This is a genomic window from Metapseudomonas boanensis, assembly GCF_018704125.1.
Lineage (GTDB): Bacteria > Pseudomonadota > Gammaproteobacteria > Pseudomonadales > Pseudomonadaceae > Metapseudomonas > Metapseudomonas boanensis.
In genome coordinates this window covers 30,364-44,999 of record NZ_JAGTIS010000021.1, presented here as the reverse complement: position 1 = coordinate 44,999, position 14,636 = coordinate 30,364, and the positions used below count along the sequence as shown (strand labels likewise).

Genomic DNA, 14,636 nt, shown 5'->3' with positions numbered 1-14,636 from the left:
CTCGGTGGGCGTCGGGCACGCGGTCAACCGATCAAATGGGTGGAATGATCAGGTCCAGGCGTGGGTACTCCCCGTCCTCAGTGCGCTCCCCCTTTGGGGGAATATGGTGGCTCCCGGTGATTTGCTCGCCTTGACGTGTTTCCAGGTGGATATCGAATCCCCAGAGGCGGTGCAGGTGCTTGAGTACTTCGTCGGTCGATTCGCCCAGGGGCTTGCGGTCGTGTTGCTGATGGCGAAGGGTGAGGGAACGGTCACCGCGACGGTCGACGCTCCAGATCTGGATATTGGGTTCGCGATTGCCGAGGTTGTATTGCGCGGCGAGCGTTTCGCGGATCAGGCGGTAGCCCTGTTCGTCATGGATCGCGGGCACCAGCAGTTCCTCCTTCTGGTCATCGTCCAGGACGCTGAACAGCTTGAGGTCACGGATCACCTTGGGCGAGAGGAACTGCAGGATGAAGCTCTCATCCTTGAAGCTCTTCATGGCGAACTTCAGGGTCGACAGCCAGTCGCTGCCGGCGATGTCGGGGAACCAGTGCTTGTCCTCCTCGGTGGGCTCTTCACAGATGCGCCGGATGTCGCGGTACATGGCAAAGCCCAGCGTGTAGGGGTTGATGCCGCTGTAGTAAGGACTATCGAATGGGGGCTGATAGACGACGCTGGTATGCGACTGCAGGAATTCCATCATGAAGCCGTCGGTGACCAGGCCTTCGTCATACAGGTCGTTCATCAGCGTGTAGTGCCAGAAGGTAGCCCAGCCTTCGTTCATGACCTGAGTCTGGCGCTGCGGGTAGAAGTACTGAGCGATCTTGCGCACGATGCGCACCACTTCGCGCTGCCAGGGCTCCAGCAGTGGTGCATGTTTTTCGATGAAGTAGAGGATGTTTTCCTGGGGCTCGCTGGGGAAGCGCTGATTGTCCCTGTCCCCTCCCTTGCCGGAGCCTTTGGGGATAGTGCGCCACAGGTCGTTGATCTGTTTCTGCAGGTGCTCTTCGCGGTCCTTCTGTCGACGCCGTTCCTCCTCGGCGGAGATGGGATACGGACGCTTGTAGCGGTCGACGCCGTAGTTCATCAGCGCGTGGCAGGAGTCCAGCAAGTCTTCCACGGCATCGATGCCGTGGCGCTCCTCGCACTGATTGATGTACTGCTTGGCGAACACCAGGTAGTCGATGATCGAACTGGCGTCGGTCCATGTGCGGAACAGGTAATTGCCCTTGAAGAAGCTGTTGTGGCCGTAGCAGGCGTGGGCGATCACCAGCGCCTGCATGGTGATGGTGTTTTCTTCCATCAGGTAGGCGATGCAGGGATCGGAGTTGATGACGATCTCGTAGGCCAGGCCCATTTGCCCCCGGGAATACGACTTCTCGGTGCTGAGGAAGTGCTTGCCGTAGGACCAGTGGTGGTAGCCGAGCGGCATCCCCACCGAGGCATAGGCATCCATCATCTGCTCGGCAGTGATCACCTCGATCTGGTTCGGGTAGGTGTCCAGTGCATAGCGTTCGGCAATCCGTCCGATTTCACGGTCGTAGGCGCGGATCAGGTCAAAGGTCCACTCGGAACCGGTGGAGATCGGCTTGCGTTCCTTTTTGCTGGCAGTCATGTCACGCCTCCACTCAGGTCACTAGCCGGCGATGGAAGAGCTCTCGGAACACCGGGTAGATATCCGCCGCCGAGACGATCTGCTGTTGCGCGAAGGTATCGTCGAAGGACTCGCAGACTTGCTCGTACTCGTACCACAGCGCCTGGTGCTCGCGTGGGGTGATCTCGACGTAGGTGTAGTACTGCACGAACGGCATGATCTGCTTGATCAGAATATCCCTGCAGATGGGGGAGTCGTCATTCCAGTTGTCGCCGTCCGACGCTTGGGCCGCATAGATGTTCCACTCGTTGATGGGATATCGCTCGGCCATGATTTCCTGCATCAGCTTGAGTGCGCTGGAAACGATGGTCCCGCCGGTCTCCCGGGAGTAGAAGAATTCTTCCTCGTCCACTTCGCGGGCGCTGGTGTGGTGGCGGATGAACACCACCTCGATCTTGTCGTAGTTCCGCTTGAGGAACAGGTACAGGAGGATGAAGAAGCGCTTGGCGATGTCCTTGGTGGCCTGGGTCATGGAGCCGGACACGTCCATCAGGCAGAACATCACGGCTTTGGATGACGGATTCGGCTGCTTCACCAGCAGGTTGTATTTGAGGTCGAAGGTGTCAAGGAACGGAACGCGCTCGATCCGCGTGCGCAGTTTGGCGATTTCTGCTTCTAGATCCTGAATATCGCCGAAGTTATCCGGTTCTTCGCGCTTGAGTCGTTCGAGTTCGGCCTTTGCCTCCTTGAGTTTAGTGCGACTGCTGCCCGACAGGGCGATGCGCCGGGCGTGGGCTGAACGCAAGGTGCGGACGATGTTGATGCGCGACGGGCTGCCCTCGTTGCTGATGCCGGCCCGAACGGTCTTGAAGGTGTCGGCGCCGGTTAGGTGACGCTTGACCAGGTTCGGCAGCTCCAGGTCCTCGAACATGAAGTCGAGGAACTCTTCCTGTGTGATCTGGAATACGAAGTCGTCCATGCCTTCGCCGGAGTTGCTGGCCTTGCCGCCGCCCCGTCCACCGCCACCACCGGAAGGGCGAGGGATACGGTCGCCGGCAGTGAATTCCTTGTTGCCAGGATGGACAGTGGTTTGCCGCCCACCACGCCCATGGTGAAGGATCGGTTCGTCGATATCGCGACCAGGGATGCTGATCTGCTCGCCATGCTCCATGTCGGTGATCGAGCGACGGCTGACGGCCTCCTCCACCGCCTTCTTGATGTGCTCACGGTAACGCCGCAGGAACCGCTGGCGGTTCACAGTGCTCTTGTTCTTGCCATTCAAACGCCTGTCGATGACATAGCTCATAGGCCCCTCCGGGGAGCTTCAGGCTGCAAGCTGCAGAAGGCGCCGCTTGGGGCGGCGCCTCCCGACTGCTTGCTTCGGGCTTGCAGCTTGAGACAGTTTTACTGCGACTTGCGTACCCGCAGGTACCATTCGGACAGTAGGCGTACCTGCTTCTCCGTGTAGCCGCGTTCGACCATGCGTTTGACGAAGTCGTTGTGCTTCTGCTGTTCCTCCTTGCTGCCCTTGGCATTGAAGCTGATGACCGGCAGAAGGTCTTCGGTGTTGGAGAACATTTTCTTCTCGATCACCACGCGCAGCTTCTCGTAGCTGAGCCAGCTCGGGTTCTTGCCATTGTTGTTGGCACGAGCGCGCAGGACGAAGTTGACGATCTCGTTGCGGAAATCCTTCGGATTGCTGATGCCCGCCGGCTTCTCGATCTTCTCCAGTTCTTCGTTGAGGGCCACTCGGTTGAGAATCTCGCCGGTTTCCGGGTCGCGGTATTCCTGATCCTGGATCCAGAAGTCCGCGTAGAGCACATAGCGGTCGAAGATGTTCTGACCGTACTCGCTGTAAGACTCCAGGTAGGCGGTCTGGATTTCCTTGCCGATGAACTCGATGTAGCGCGGCGCCAGGTATTCCTTGATGTAGCGCAGGTAACGCTCGCGTACCTCGGCCGGGAACTGTTCCTGTTCAATCTGCTGTTCCAGCACATAGAGCAGGTGGACCGGGTTGGCCGCGACTTCGTGCGGATCGAAGTTGAACACCTTGGAGAGGATCTTGAAGGCGAAACGGGTCGACAGGCCGTTCATACCTTCGTCGACGCCCGCAGAGTCGCGGTACTCCTGAATCGACTTGGCTTTCGGGTCGGTATCCTTGAGGTTTTCGCCATCATAGACGCGCATCTTCGAATAGATGTTGGAGTTCTCCGGCTCCTTCAGGCGAGACAGGACCGAGAACTGCGCCAGCATGCGCAGGGTATCGGGAGCGCAGTGCGCGTGAGCAAGCGAGCTACCGACCAGCAGCTTGTCGTAGATCTTGATCTCGTCAGTGACGCGCAGGCAGTAGGGCACCTTGACGATGTAGATCCGGTCTATGAACGCCTCGTTGTTCTTGTTGTTACGGAAGCTGTGCCATTCCGATTCGTTGGAGTGGGCCAGGATGATACCGCTGAAGGGCAGACCACCAAGGCCTTCGGTACTGTTGTAGTTGCCCTCCTGGGTTGCGGTCAGCAGCGGGTGCAGCACCTTGATGGGTGCCTTGAACATCTCGACGAATTCCATCAGGCCCTGGTTGGCCCGGCACAGGGCGCCCGAGTAGCTGTAGGCGTCGGCGTCGTTCTGCGGGAATTCCTCGAGCTTGCGGATATCCACCTTGCCCACCAGCGCGGAGATGTCCTGGTTGTTCTCATCGCCCGGCTCGGTCTTGGCGATGGCGATCTGGTTGAGGACCGAGGGGTAGAGCTTGACCACGCGGAACTTGCTGATATCACCACCGAACTCATTGAGTCGCTTGGTCGCCCAGGGCGAGATCACCGTGCGCAGGTAGCGTCGCGGGATGCCGTACTCTTCCTCGAGGATGGCGCCATCTTCGTCGGCATTGAACAGCCCCAGGGGCGACTCGAAGACTGGCGAACCCTTGATTGCATAGAAGGGCACGCGCTCCATTAATTGCTTCAGCTTTTCCGCCAGGGAGGATTTGCCGCCACCGACCGGACCCAGCAGGTAGAGGATCTGTTTCTTTTCTTCCAAACCCTGGGCGGCATGGCGGAAGTAGGCAACGATCTGGTCGATGCATTCCTCCATGCCGTGGAAGTCGGCGAAGGACGGGTAGCGGCGGATCACCTTGTTGGAGAAGATCCGCGACAGCCGAGGGTCAACCGAGGTATCCAGCAATTCCGGTTCGCCAATAGCCAGGAGCATGCGTTCCGCCGCGCTGGCATAGGCACTACGGTCCTGCTTGCACAGGTCGAGATATTCCTGGAGGGAATATTCCTCCTGGCGAGTCGCTTCGAAGCGTTGTTGGAAGTGGCTGAAAATGCTCATGACGTCACCTCGCTGGAAACAGGAAGCCGGCGCGGGGTCGGTTGTGCGGGTGCGGGCAGTCAGCCGAAAGCTGGCTGATGGAACATCCCCCAAAACACCTAAATGGTCGCTGCCGATGGCCCGGAACCGGTGGACCGGCTCTCCCCTTTTTTGGATGGCCTGAGCTAAGAGTAGTTCGTTATCGGCAAGATCAAGGATGGCGGAACGATAACAAGAGATAACCGTTCGTCGGAGAGTGGCGCTAAGCCAGAGATGGTGCGGCTTAGCGCCTTGCTGAAATTTTTTTTTACTCGACGCTTCCCTGGGCCACTTCCGCAGGATAGACGCTGCGCCAGAGCTCGAACCCGCCATCCAGGCTGTACACCTCGCTGAAACCTTGGTGGGCAAGGTAGGCGGCGGCGCTTTGGCTAGAGTTGCCATGGTAGCAGGCGACGATCAGTGGTTTGTCGAAATCGGCCTGGGCGATGAAATCCGGCAGCGAATGGTTGTCCAGGTGCCTTGAGCCGGCAATGTGGCCGAGCGCAAAGCTCTGCGGGTCACGGATGTCGACCACCTGGGCGCCTTGTTCACGAAGGGTCTGGGCCTGCTCAGGGGCGATACGTTGGAATTCACTCATGGCGGTTCTCCTCGCAGCTGCAGCTGAAACGCTCGCCGCTGTCGACATTCAAAAGGGTCATGGCGCCACCCCAGACGCATCCGGTGTCGAGGGCGTACAGGCCGGGTTCATTGCAGTTGCCCTCCAGGGCCGCCCAGTGGCCGAAAATAATCTTCTGTCCACGCGTCTTGCGACCTGGGTGGCTGAACCAGGGGGCGTAGCCAGGCGGTGCGGTGTCCAGGCCTTCCTTGGACTTCAGGTCCAGCGTGCCGTCGGGCGTGCAGAAACGCATGCGGGTGAAATAGTTGGTGATGACCCGCAGGCGTGTGACGCCATGCAGGTCGCCGTCCCACTTGGCCGGTTCGTTGCCGTACATGCCTTCCAGGAACAGTGGCAGGCGGGCATCGTCGCATAGAACTTCCTCGACTTCTGCCGCTCGCTTGAGGGCTTTCCTGAGTGTCCATTGCGGGGGGATGCCCGCATGCACCAGGGCGATGTCGCGCTCTTCATCGTAATGCATCAGCTTCTGCAGGCGGAGCCAGTCGACCAGGTCCGCACAGTCGGGCGCCTCGATGATCTCCCTCAGCGTGTCGGCCTTCTTCAGGCGCTCGATGTTATTCACGACAGCCAGCAGGTGCAGGTCGTGATTGCCAAGCACGCAGGTCACGGAGTCGCGTATGGAGAATAGGTAGCGCAGGGTCTCCAGGGATTGCGGTCCACGATTGACCAGGTCACCTACCAGCCAAAGGCGGTCCTTGGCGGGGTCGAACGCCACCCGGTCGAGCAGGCATCTGAGCGGGCGAAGGCAGCCCTGGATATCGCCGACCGCATAGACCGTCATCCGGATGCCCTCAGTGAAGCGCGCCAGGCATGGCCAGGCGGAAGGGGGCAATGATCGCGTCGAACTGTTTGCCGTCCTCGGCGACCATCTGGTAACTGCCCTGCATGCTGCCAACTCGCGTGGCCATGACGGTGCCGCTGGTGTAGGTGTGGCTCGCGCCGGGGGCAATCAGTGGTTGCTGGCCGACCACGCCGGCGCCGCGGACTTCCTGCACATGCCCATCGCCGTCGGTGATGATCCAGTGACGGCTGACCAGCTTGGCTGGCAACTCGCCGTTGTTGTGGATGGTCACGGTATAGGCGAAGGCAAAACGGTTCTCGTCCGGCTGCGATTGCTCGGCGAGGTAACGGGTGATGACGCTGACGTCGATCTGATAGCGGGAGTCGGTCACGCGGTGGCTCTCGAGAAGCTGGAAAGGAAGTCTAAGGCTTCAGACGGTGCTTGTGCGCAGGGCCAGCTGATCGGCCAGGCGAACGAACGCGGCCAGGTCCAGTTGTTCCGGACGCAGGCTGCCGTCGACGCCGGCTGCCTCGATGTCGGCGGCATCGAGCAAACCCTTCAGCGTGTTGCGCAGGGTCTTGCGCCGCTGATTGAAGGCTTCGCGCACCACGCGTTCGAGCAGGTGGACATCCTTGGCAGGGTGCGGCAGTTTGGCGTGGGGTACCAGGCGCACGATCGCCGAGTCCACCTTGGGCGGTGGGTTGAAGGCTCCGGGACCGACGTTGAACAGGTGCTCTACCCGGCAGTGGTACTGGACCATGATCGAAAGCCGGCCCCAGTCGCCGCCACCAGGTTCCGCCGCGAGTCGCTCGACCACTTCCTTCTGTAGCATGAAGTGCATGTCACGGATCAGGTCCGCGTGGTCTAGCAGGTGGAAAATCAGCGGGGTGGAGATGTTGTAGGGCAGGTTGCCGACCACCCGCAGGCTGTGCGGCTCGTGACCGAGCTGGCGGAAGTCGAACTTCAGCGCATCGCCCTGGTTCAGGCGAAAGCGCGGCTCATGACCGAATTTCGCCCGCAGGATCGGGATCAGGTCGAGGTCCAGCTCGATCACGTCGAGTTGCGCGCCGCTGCCCAGAAGCCCTTCGGTAAGCGCGCCCTGGCCAGGGCCGATCTCGACCAGATGCTCGCCTTCACGGGCATGGATGCCCCGCAGGATACGGTGGATGACGCCGGCGTCATGCAGGAAGTTCTGGCCGAAGCGCTTGCGTGCGCGATGTTGGTACTGTTCGGACATCAAAGGCTCCAGGCCTTGGGCGCCAGCCCGATGGCTGACGCAGGATCACAAAAGGCGGAGTTTATCAGGCGGGAGGGTTGCAAGCCTAAGGTCGCCGGGTGGTCAGTGGGTTTTCGTGCGGGCGGCGGCCATCTGGTAGGCCGTTTCGAGCGCGACTTCCAGGCTACCGCAATCGATCTTGCCGGTCGCCGCGAGGTCGAGGGCAGTGCCGTGGTCCACCGAGGTGCGAATGATCGGCAGGCCGAGGGTGACGTTCACCGCGGCGCCGAAACCCTTGTACTTGAGCACGGGCAAGCCTTGGTCGTGGTACATGGCGAGGACTGCATCGCAATGCTCCAGGTGCTTAGGGGTGAAGAGCGTGTCGGCGGGCAGTGGTCCGATGAGGTCCAGTCCCTCGCTACGTAGGTGCTCCAGCGCCGGCTCGATGACTTCGATCTCTTCGCGTCCCAGGTGTCCGCCTTCTCCGGCGTGGGGGTTCAGGCCACAGACCAGGATACGTGGCCGGTCGATGCCGAACTTGTCGATCAGATCCCGATTCAGGATACGAGCGACACGCATCAGTCGCTCGCCGGTGATGGCCGCAGCGACATCCTTGAGGGGTAGGTGGGTTGTCACCAAGGCCACACGCAGCCCGCGGGTCGCCAGCATCATCACGACTTGCTGGGTGTTAGTCAGCTCCGCGAGGAACTCGGTGTGGCCGGAGAAGGCAATACCGGCTTCATTGATCACGCCCTTGTGTACCGGCGCGGTAATCATTCCGGCAAAGGCACCTTCCAGGCAGCCATTTCCGGCGCGGGTCAGGGTCTCCAGCACATAGGCGGCGTTCGCTTTGTCCAATTGCCCGGGGCGGACGGTGTTGCGCAATGGGGTATCCCAGACATATAGGCTGCCGGCTTCTGCGGGGGCATCGGGCCAGGAAGCTGGAGAGACCGGGATCAGGCTAATCGCAAGGCCAAGCTGTGCGGCGCGCTGCTCAAGCAGGTCGCGGCTTGCGATGGCAATCAGGGGAAGGGCCTGGGCGTTGCGGGAGATCAGCAGGCAGAGGTCGGGGCCGATGCCTGCGGGTTCACCGGGGGTGAGGGCGAAGCGGAGAGCGGTCATGGTGAGTCCTGTGCGGGATTACGTGGTAGCCAGCGCGCTGGCGGCGATTGTACCGCCAGTGCGCTGCCCGCGACTCGATCGGGTTACAGCTTGGTTTCGACGTAGGCCTCGTCGCGAATCTGTCTCAGCCAGGCCTGCAGTTCCTCGTCGTACTTGCGGTTACGCAGGACATTGAGGGCCTGTTGCTCGCGGAACTGGCTGCTGCTATCGGTTGCACGACGGCCCAGTACTTCCAGGACATGCCAGCCGTAGGGGCTCTTGAATGGCTGGGACAGCTGACCAGCCGGGGTTTGGGCCATGACCTGGCGGAACTCCGGAACCAAAGCGTTGGGGTCGATCCAGTTCAGGTCGCCGCCATTGAGGGCCGAACCCGGGTCTTCCGAATAGCTTTTTGCCAGTTCAGCGAAATCATCACCAGACTGGATGCGGTCATAGATGCGCTGGGCGAGGCGGCGAGTTTCTTCCTCGCTGCGAATTTCGCTGGGCTTCAGAAGGATATGGCGTACATGGACTTCGTCGCGCACGAGGGTTTCGCCGCCGCGCTTGTCGAGTAGCTTGAGAATGATGAAACCGCCTGGCGTGCGCACCGGCTCGGTAACGTCGCCAACGGGGAGGGCGCCGATCATGCCGTCGAACGGGGGCGGCAGCTGGGCTGCCTTGCGCCAGCCGATCTCGCCGCCTTCCAGGGCGGTTTCTCCGGCGGAGCGGGAGATGGCCAGCTGGGCGAAGTCTGCGCCCTGCTTGAGTTGTTGGTAGAGGTCCTGGGCCTGGCGCTCTGCGGCCTGGATGGTGCTGGGCGAAGACCCTTCCGGCACCGGGATCAGGATGTTGGCGAGGCGGAACTCTTCCGACAGTTGCATCTTGCCCAGGTCGGAAGCCAGGAAGTTCTGCACTTCCTGGTCGCTGACCTGGATGCGCTCCGCGACACGGCGCTGGCGAACCCGGCTGATGACCATCTCGCGGCGAACCTGCTCGCGGGCGTCCTCATAGGATAGGCCGTCCCGGGAGAGGGCGCCGCGGAACTGCTCGACCGTCATGCCATTGCGCTGGGCGATGGCTTCGATGGCCTGGTTGAGCTCCTCGTCAGTGATGCGAATGCCCGAGCGGTCACCGATCTGCAGCTGGATGTTCTCGATGATCAGGCGCTCCAGCACCTGCTGGCTGAGCACATGCTCCGGGGGAAGCGAGGCACCACGCTTGGCGATGGTCTGCTGCACTTCGCGCAGGCGCTGGTCGAGCTGGCTTTGCATGATCACGTCGTTGTCGACGATCGCCACCACCCGGTCGATGGGACGCACTTCGGCCTGCACGCAGCTGCCGAGTAGCAGGGCGCCCAGCAGCAGCGGGCGCAGACAATCAGAGAGCTTGGTCTTCACGTTCACGGTAACCTTGAATGCCTTTATCGAGGAAGCCTTCCACCTTGTTGCCGACAACGCCGCCAAGGCCCTTCAGGACGATCTGCAGGAAGATCCCGCGGTCGCCGCTGTCGTTGGAGGTGGTGGGCGTCTGGTCAAACTCGTCGTAGTCGACCCAGTAGCGGTTGATCAGGCGCAGCTTCCAGCAGCAACTGTCGTACTCGAAACCACCGAAGGCCTCCAGCGTACGGTCGCGGTTGTAGTCATACTGCCAGCGTCCAATGGCGCTCCACTGCGGCACCACCGGCCAGATGAACGAGAAGTCGTGCTGGCTGATCTTGTAGTAGTCCTTGATGAAACCCGGTTGACCCTCGACGCCGAAATCGCTGTCGCCGACTTTCCACTGGCCGGTGGATTGGTCGTAGTGGATGGTGTCATTGCGGTAGCGATAACCGGCGTTGACCACCTTGTTCGGGTTGTCTTCAGGCTGATAGTGGAACATCGCACTGCCGGAACGGGTGCGATGTGAGTCCGGGTCCCAGTTGAAGTCGGAGCTCAGGCGCCAGTCCCGGTTGAACCGATACAGGTACTCCAGAGCATAGGGAGACGTGGAGGCCTGCGCATCGGCGCGGGTGCGATAGTCGATACCAGGCAACTGGACCTTGCGATCCTCGAAGTAGAAGGCCTGGCCAACGCTAACGGTCTGACGCTCGAAGCCGTTCGACTCGACCCAGCGGTTGGTCACGCCCAGGGATACCTGGTTGGCGTCGCCAATCCGGTCGCGGCCGGAGAAGCGGTTATCCCGGAACAGCGAGGAGTAGTTGAAGGTGCTTTCTCCGGTGTCGAACAGCGGAATATCGGTCTGATCTTCTTCCGGAACGTAGAGGTAGAAAAGCCTGGGTTCCAGGGTCTGGGTGTAGTTCTTGCCGAAGAACTGGGTCTTTCGGTCGAAATACAGCCCGCTGTCGACACTATAAATCGGCACCTGGCGGTCCTGGCTGCCGTGGAAGGTCTGCTCAGCAAGCAGGGTGTTCTTGCCCTGCTGGTCCAGGTCCAGTTCGTATTGGGTGTAGGCGTACTTCACCTGCGGCTTGAGGAAGCCCCAGCTCCAGTTCATGGGGAGGCTGGCCACGGGCTCCAAGTGCGTACGGTCGCCATTGGCGCGAGCCAGGCCCAGGACGTTGTTGTCGTACCAGGGGGAGGCCTCGCCATCCTCGTTGATGAAGTCGCCTTCGCGCAGGTTGCGGTCGAAGCGTACGAATTCGGTGCTGTAGCCGAAGTTCAGCCCACCGGGCTGGTAGGGCAGTACGCCATCCAGGGTGATCTGTGGCAGCCGGTCGTACGGGGTGATATCGGAGATCGTTGCCAGTTCATACGCGTGCGCGTTCAGTTTGGCAGTGTAGCTGTCGCCCCGATAGGTCAGGGTGCCGCGCTGGTTGACGTAGGTTGGCGTATCGATGCTGAGGTCGCTGTCCAGATCCTCGAAATAATACGGATCACTGATGTCGGTGTAGTCGACTTCGGTCAGCAGACGGGAATCCAGGCCGCCTGTGTGTTTCCAGTTATAGAGCCAGCGCTTTTCCTCGTAGTCGGACATGAGCTTGCGCTCATCTTCCTTGTCGTCCAGGTAGGCAGCGCCCAACTGGCCTTCGCTGCTGGGGGTCAGGTAGCGGAATTCACCCTCCATCAGCAATCCGCGTTTGGCCATGTAGCGTGGGTAGAGGGTGGCGTCGTAGTTCGGCGCTAGGTTCAGGTAGTACGGAGTGACCAGCAGGAAACCACTGTCGCTACTGCTGCCGATAGTCGGTGGCAGGAAGCCGGATTGGCGACGGTCGTCGATCGGGAAATAGATGTACGGCGTGTAGAAGACCGGAATGTCCTTCACTCGCAGCGTCACGTTGGTCGCTGTGCCGAAGCCGGTAGCTGGATTCAGCGTGACATTGTTGCCCTTCAGATGCCAGGCGTTGTTGCCTGGCTCGCAGCGGGTATAGGTGCCGTCCTTCAGGCGGATGACAGCGTCTTCCTGGCGCTTGGCATATAGCGCGTTACCGCGCGTATGGGACTGGTGCAGGACGTACTCGGCGTTTTCGATCTTCGCTTCGCCGTTGTCCAGCTGCAGCTCGGCCTGGTCGCCGACGACCAGCGCGCCGTTGTCGCGCAGCTTGACGTTGCCTTTCAGCTCGCCACGGTTTTCCGCCTGATGCAGGTTGGCCTCGTCGGCTTCGACCTGCATGCTGCCTTGACGCAGAACCACGTCACCGGCGAGGGTCGCGATCTGCTTTTCCTGCTCGTAGCGCGAGGCCTTGGCGGAAATGTAGGTCGGGGCGTCTTCCAGCGGTGTGTCGTCGTCCATGCCGGGGCGCAGTGGCTCGACATAGGTACCAGCACAGTAAGGACCGGTCTCGGCCAGTTGGGCAGGAGTGAGCTGGTCACGTGGTACCCAGTCCAGATGGCTGTAGTCAGCGCTGCGGGAAGCTAGCCCCTTGCCGCCCGCTTCGGTCACCAGGGTCGCCTGGCTCCCTTCGGCCGCACCTTGGCCGTCAACGGCCTGGGGGGCGGCGCCAATGGTGGAGCTCACGGCACTCTCGCTATGCACCGGACGCGGTGGCAGACTCTCAGCGCTGGCCTTGGGCGCGCACGCCCAGCCGCCGCTGGCAGAGGCCTGGCAATCGAATTGTTCTGCGGCGACGACATATGAAGTGGCTACTGGCTGCAGTGCCAGCAGGCTGCCGGTCACCAGCAGAGGGAACTTTCTACGAAACGCGGGGGATCTTACTGCCATCTTGTTAGTCCGGGCTTCCTGCGCGCCTTCGGCCCGCTGGGCCGCACGCCTCTCGATGGGCTGAAAAAGATGCTGGATAATAAAGCATGACCCGCACAACGGCTAGCGCCGCCGGAGACCCCACGTAATGCACGAAGAAGACCTTCGCCTTCAGCAGCTGAGCCATTGGCTGGACCAGCAGTTGCCCACCCTGTTCGCTGCCCAAGGCTGGGGCCCTGTGCCCGTCGCCAGCCTGGTTCCGGCCAGTAGCGATGCCAGCTTTCGCCGTTATTTCCGGTGGGAAGGGGGCGACCGTACCCTGATCCTGATGGATGCGCCGCCACCGCGCGAGGATTGCCGACCGTTCGTCAAGGTGGCCGGCATGCTCGCCGAGACTGGTGTGCACGTGCCACGGATCCTCGCCGCCGATGTGGAGCAGGGCTTCCTGATCCTCGACGACCTGGGGCACCAGACTTACCTGGACGTGATCGACGCCGACAATGCGGATCGTCTCTTTGAAGACGCCGTCCAGGCGCTGCTGGCTTTCCAGAAGCGCTCTCTTGATGAGCCCATGCCGTCTTACGATGACGCCCTGCTGCGTCGGGAACTGCAGTTGTTTCCCGAGTGGTACCTGCAGCGCCACTTGGGTATCGAACTGGACGGCGAGAGGCTAAGCGCCTGGCAGCGCATCTGTGACTTGCTGGTAGCCAGCGCCCTGGCGCAGCCTCAGGTGCTGGTGCATCGCGATTTCATGCCGCGCAACCTGATGCTGAGCACGCCGAATCCGGGAGTTCTGGACTTCCAGGATGCCGTCTATGGTCCGGTAACCTACGACGTCACCTGCCTGTTCAAGGATGCCTTCCTCAGCTGGCCGGAGGAGCGTGTGCGGGGATGGCTGGAGCGCTACTGGACCCAGGCCCACGAAGCGGGGATTCCAGTGCAAGGCGAGCTCGACGCGTTTCTCCGTGCCAGCGACCTGATGGGCGTGCAGCGCCATCTCAAGGTCATCGGCATCTTCGCACGCATCTGCCACCGCGATGGCAAACCGAGATACCTGGGCGATGTGCCGCGTTTCTTTGCCTATATAGACGCTGTGATTGCCCGTCGACCCGAATTGGCCGAGCTGGAAGTGCTGCTGGCCAGCCTGCCGCAGGTCGAGGTCCCCTGCGTATGAGGGCGATGATTCTCGCTGCGGGCAAGGGCGAACGGATGCGGCCCTTGACTCTGCACACGCCGAAGCCGCTCGTCCGGGCTGCAGGTACGCCACTGATCGAATTTCACCTGCGCGCGCTGGCCGATGCCGGTTTTCGCGAGCTGGTGATCAACCATGCCTGGCTGGGGCAGCAGATCGAAGACCACCTGGGCGACGGTGCACGCTTCGGCCTGAGTATTCGTTACTCGGCTGAGGGGGAGCCACTGGAGACCGGTGGGGGCATTTTCCGGGCCTTGCCTATGCTGGGGGATGAACCCTTCCTGGTGGTCAATGGCGATGTCTGGACCGACTTCGATTTCTTGCACCTGCGGCGGCCTCTCGATGGGCTGGCCCATCTTGTCCTGGTGGATAACCCGGAGCACCATCCGGGTGGTGACTTCTGCCTCGATGCGGGGATGGTCCACGATGCCGTCGCGGGAAAGCCAAACCTGACCTACAGCGGCATTGCCGTGCTTCATCCGCATTTGTTTGCAGGATGTCAGCCTGGTGCTTTCAAGCTGGCGCCGTTGCTGCGTCAGGCGATGGCGGAAGGCCGGGTGAGCGGCGAGTACTTCAGTGGGCGCTGGGTAGACGTCGGTACCCATGAGCGCCTGGCCGATGTCGAGCGCTTGTTGAAGGCGGAGGCCTGAG

Annotated in this window: 12 protein-coding genes; 2 read left to right on the top strand and 10 right to left on the bottom strand. The window is 61.3% G+C overall.

Features of this window, described 5'->3' with window-relative positions:
• Positions 1-31 precede the first annotated feature (31 nt).
• The 10 genes from J7302_RS23900 to J7302_RS23855 all read right to left on the bottom strand — a co-directional run bounded on the left by J7302_RS23900 (position 32) and on the right by J7302_RS23855 (position 12,814).
• Complete coding sequence (locus J7302_RS23900) at positions 32-1,597, bottom strand: SpoVR family protein (protein ID WP_215380646.1); 1,566 nt, start codon at positions 1,595-1,597, stop codon at positions 32-34.
• Positions 1,598-1,610: 13 nt separating this feature from the next.
• Positions 1,611-2,882 carry a YeaH/YhbH family protein gene (locus J7302_RS23895; protein WP_215380642.1) on the bottom strand — a complete coding sequence of 424 codons (1,272 nt, stop codon included), beginning with the start codon at positions 2,880-2,882 and terminating at the stop codon, positions 1,611-1,613.
• Positions 2,883-2,980: 98 nt separating this feature from the next.
• Positions 2,981-4,903: a PrkA family serine protein kinase gene (locus J7302_RS23890; RefSeq protein WP_215380639.1), complete on the bottom strand. Its 1,923-nt coding sequence runs from the start codon at positions 4,901-4,903 to the stop codon at positions 2,981-2,983.
• 286 nt (positions 4,904-5,189) lie between these two features.
• Positions 5,190-5,519 (bottom strand): thiosulfate sulfurtransferase GlpE, encoded by a 330-nt coding sequence (gene glpE / locus J7302_RS23885; protein ID WP_215380635.1) that lies wholly within the window; start codon positions 5,517-5,519, stop codon positions 5,190-5,192.
• Complete coding sequence (locus J7302_RS23880) at positions 5,512-6,339, bottom strand: symmetrical bis(5'-nucleosyl)-tetraphosphatase (RefSeq protein ID WP_215380630.1); 828 nt, start codon at positions 6,337-6,339, stop codon at positions 5,512-5,514. The genes glpE and J7302_RS23880 overlap by 8 nt, the downstream gene beginning before the upstream one ends.
• A gap of 10 nt (positions 6,340-6,349) precedes the next feature.
• Entirely contained in the window at positions 6,350-6,730 is a 381-nt protein-coding gene (gene apaG / locus J7302_RS23875) for a Co2+/Mg2+ efflux protein ApaG (protein WP_215380626.1), read from the bottom strand.
• A 39-nt stretch (positions 6,731-6,769) separates the two neighbouring features.
• Positions 6,770-7,576 (bottom strand): 16S rRNA (adenine(1518)-N(6)/adenine(1519)-N(6))-dimethyltransferase RsmA, encoded by an 807-nt coding sequence (gene rsmA, locus J7302_RS23870; RefSeq protein ID WP_215380623.1) that lies wholly within the window; start codon positions 7,574-7,576, stop codon positions 6,770-6,772.
• 102 nt (positions 7,577-7,678) lie between these two features.
• Positions 7,679-8,677 carry a 4-hydroxythreonine-4-phosphate dehydrogenase PdxA gene (gene pdxA, locus J7302_RS23865; protein WP_215380620.1) on the bottom strand — a complete coding sequence of 333 codons (999 nt, stop codon included), beginning with the start codon at positions 8,675-8,677 and terminating at the stop codon, positions 7,679-7,681.
• A gap of 83 nt (positions 8,678-8,760) precedes the next feature.
• The gene (locus J7302_RS23860) at positions 8,761-10,053 is read right to left on the bottom strand and encodes a peptidylprolyl isomerase (protein WP_215380617.1); all 1,293 of its coding nucleotides are present in this window, start codon (positions 10,051-10,053) and stop codon (positions 8,761-8,763) included.
• Positions 10,034-12,814, bottom strand: coding sequence for an LPS-assembly protein LptD (locus J7302_RS23855; RefSeq protein ID WP_215380615.1), 2,781 nt, complete (start codon positions 12,812-12,814; stop codon positions 10,034-10,036). The genes J7302_RS23860 and J7302_RS23855 overlap by 20 nt, the downstream gene beginning before the upstream one ends.
• Before the next feature lie 127 nt (positions 12,815-12,941).
• Here J7302_RS23855 and J7302_RS23850 point away from each other — a divergent pair, with 127 nt between their 5' ends.
• A complete protein-coding gene (locus tag J7302_RS23850; protein ID WP_215380613.1) occupies positions 12,942-13,967 on the top strand; it encodes an aminoglycoside phosphotransferase family protein in 1,026 nt (341 codons plus the stop codon).
• Entirely contained in the window at positions 13,964-14,635 is a 672-nt protein-coding gene (gene murU, locus J7302_RS23845; protein WP_215380611.1) for an N-acetylmuramate alpha-1-phosphate uridylyltransferase MurU, read from the top strand. Before J7302_RS23850 ends, murU begins: the two co-directional genes overlap by 4 nt.
• Position 14,636: the final 1 nt, after the last annotated feature.